The following is a 3,007-nucleotide window of genomic DNA, read 5'->3' on the forward strand; positions in this document are numbered from 1 at the left end:
GGGTCACGCAGGCGATTGATGACGTCCACCCCGAGTGTCGAGACGATGAACACCAACGAGGCGAACAGCGTGGCGCCGAGTACGACGGGAAAGTCGCCGTTGAGCGCGGAGGTCAGGGCCAGGCGCCCAACACCATCGATCCCGAAGATGGACTCGACCACGACCCCTCCCCCGAGTATGTATGCCAGCTCCAGCCCTCCGAGCGTGATCACCGGGGTCAGTGCGGTGCGCAGGGCGTGATCGAAGTACACCCGCCTCTCGCTGATCCCCTTTGCGCGCGCGGTGCGGATGTAGTCCGCACCAAGGGTTTCGAGCATGCTCGCGCGCACTACCCGTTGAAAGACGCCGACCTCGGCAATCACCAAAGTCGCCCATGGCAGCACCAGGTGTCGGGCCCACTCGAGGGGGTCCTTCGTCAGAGGCACGTACCCGCCGTTGGGGAACAGGTGCACGCCCACTTGTGAGAGCTTGAAGAACAGAAAATAGGACAGCAACACACCGGTCACGAACGTGGGAATCGCCAGGCCGAAGTAGGAGAACCCGGACAGCGTGCGATCGGTCCAGGAGCCGGGTCGGCGCGCGGCGAGCACGCCAAAGGCCACCGATAGGACCATCCAGATCACGACGGCGCCGAGCGCCAGCGATGCCGTTGCCGAGATCTTGGACAGGATCAGCGGCATCACGGCGGTCTGCTGGTGAAATGAATACCCGAGTGACGGTGGCCAGCGCGCCAGCCCCGTGGGCACGTCGGCGATCGCCGGCCCTCGAAACGCGTAGTGCCAGAACTGTTGCAGCCAAGACTCATTGAGGTGCAATGCATTCTTGATCGCCTCCACCTGCTGTCCCGTCGCATTGCGGGGTAGCAGAGTGGCCGCGGGGTTCCGATAGGCAACGCGGGTCATCGCGAAGGTGGCGACCAGTACCAGGAACAGCGTGACGATCGCGCGTCCGACCCTGCCAAGTACGAAGTTGAACATGCTCGCACCTACCGCGCGTGGGAGTGGGGATCGAGGACGTCGCGGATTCCGCCGCTGATGGCGTTGAACGCGAGCACCGTCATGAACAGCATGACCGCGGGTCCGATGAGGTACCACGGCTGCGTTTGGTACAGCGTGGAGGACTGCGCGTCGGAGATGATGTTGCCCAAGCTCGGATTTGGCGGTACTACACCAACGCCAAGGAAGGACAACGTCGCCTCGGCCACGATGTTCTGGGGCAGCTGGACGGCCCAGTAGACGACCACGGCCGGGATCACCGACGGGAGTATCTCCCTGGCGAGTATCCGGAAGTCACCGGCGCCGAGCGTGCGAGCCGCCTCCACGAACGGCCGTGACCGCAACTCTTGGACCATGCCCCGGGTGAGTCGTGCGAAGTAGGTCCAGGCGAACGTCACGATCACGAGGATCACCAACAGCGCGGGGTTCAGAATTGCCCCGCCCTCGCTGGTGCGGTTGAGCGTGATCAGGGTGAGCGCGGTGAGGATGAACGGAAACGACAGCACGACGTCGATCAGCTGAGACAGCAGGCGGTCCACGATGCCGCCGAAGTATCCCGATACCAGCCCGACCACCGTGCCGAACAGCATTGCGATGGTTGTCGCAGGCACTCCGACCAGCAACGACACCCGCAGGCCGTAGAGCGTGCGAACGAATACGTCGCGGCCGTTTCCGTCGGTGCCGAACCAGAACTCGCCGCCAGGCCCGACGGGCAGGCCCTCTGGAGACAGACCGGTCGAGGCGAACTGGTCGTTGGGACCGTGTCCGGTGATCACCGCGAACAGTGGCGCCGCCAACGCCAGGACGGTGATCACCCCCGCGACCAGCAGCCCGAAGCGCGCCTCGGGTCGTCTCCAGATGCGTGCGACGGCCGAGCGGACGTGCACCGTTGCGACTTCGTCGGGCTCGCCGGCGACGGGCGTCTTGACGGTCGACAACAATGACTCAGTCAACGACCGCGTCACCTCCTCTTGCACTCGAGGCCGCCGCAAGAGCGCGGCGCTTGCCGGGGACCGACTCCAGCAGGAGCCGGGTGTAGGGGTCGGCGGGGTGTGCGAACAACTCGCTGGTGGGACCGCGCTCAACGACTCGGCCGGCGTTGAGCACCAGCACCCGGTCGCAGAGGTCCGCCACCACCGAAAGGTCGTGTGAGATGAACAGGAACGACACACCAAGCGCATCGCGAAGGTGACGGATGAGTGTCAAGATCTGCGCCTGCGTGGTGACGTCGAGCGCCGACACCGGTTCGTCGGCCACCACCAGGTCGGGCTGAAGCGCCAGGGCCCGTGCGATCGCAACGCGTTGCCGCTGTCCTCCCGACAGATGCGCCGGATAGCGGTCGATCACCTCGGCAGGCAGCTCGACGCGGCCGATGAGCTCTCTCACCTCGCCCTCGATCTCCTGCCGTGTCAGCTGCCCGGCCAGCAGGTACGGCTCGGACAGGATGGCACCGACGCGACGGCGTGGGTTCAGACTTCCGTAAGGGTCTTGAAACACCACCTGGATCCGGGAGCGCGTCGCCGCATCGAGCCGCAGCGGTCGACGGCCTGGCTCGTTGTACACCGCACCGTCGAGGGCCACACTTCCGGTGCTCGGCCGGATCAGCCCTGCGACGATCCGACCCAGTGTCGACTTTCCCGACCCCGATTCACCTACCAGACCGACGATTTCGCGTTTTCCGATGTCGAACGCCACACCGTCGACCGCGCGGAACGGCTGCCTGCGCGCACCCCGGGTCGGGAAGTCCTTCCCCACCTCGCCGACCGTCAAGAGCGGCTCGACGGTGTTGGCTGCTGCTGGTGGTGCGTGCGCAGCGAGTACCCGAGTGTGTTGCGTGGCACCGAGCAGCCTTGCCGTGTACGGATGCTGCGGACGTTCGTAGATCGCGTCGGCGGGTGCGGCCTCCACGACCTCACCAGAGCGCATGACCACTACGTCATCGGCGATGTCGGACACGACGGCCAAGTCGTGGCTGACGAAGATCAGTGCGGTGCCGTGATCCTGTTGCAGGC

The 3,007-nt window shown here is 65.5% G+C and carries 3 protein-coding genes; all 3 read right to left on the bottom strand.

What is annotated here, in order from left to right; all coding sequences use genetic code 11:
* A partial coding sequence (locus ACRDUX_RS24020) for an ABC transporter permease (protein WP_526417214.1) occupies window positions 1-977 on the bottom strand: 977 nt, incomplete at its 3' end.
* Window positions 978-985: 8 nt separating this feature from the next.
* Window positions 986-1,948, bottom strand: coding sequence for an ABC transporter permease (locus tag ACRDUX_RS24025; RefSeq protein ID WP_526417215.1), 963 nt, complete (start codon window positions 1,946-1,948; stop codon window positions 986-988).
* A partial coding sequence (locus ACRDUX_RS24030; RefSeq protein ID WP_526417217.1) for an ATP-binding cassette domain-containing protein occupies window positions 1,941-3,007 on the bottom strand: 1,067 nt, incomplete at its 5' end. The genes ACRDUX_RS24025 and ACRDUX_RS24030, both read right to left, overlap by 8 nt.

The sequence above is a fragment of the Mycobacterium sp. genome, from assembly GCF_050701675.1.
Taxonomy (GTDB): domain Bacteria; phylum Actinomycetota; class Actinomycetes; order Mycobacteriales; family Mycobacteriaceae; genus Mycobacterium.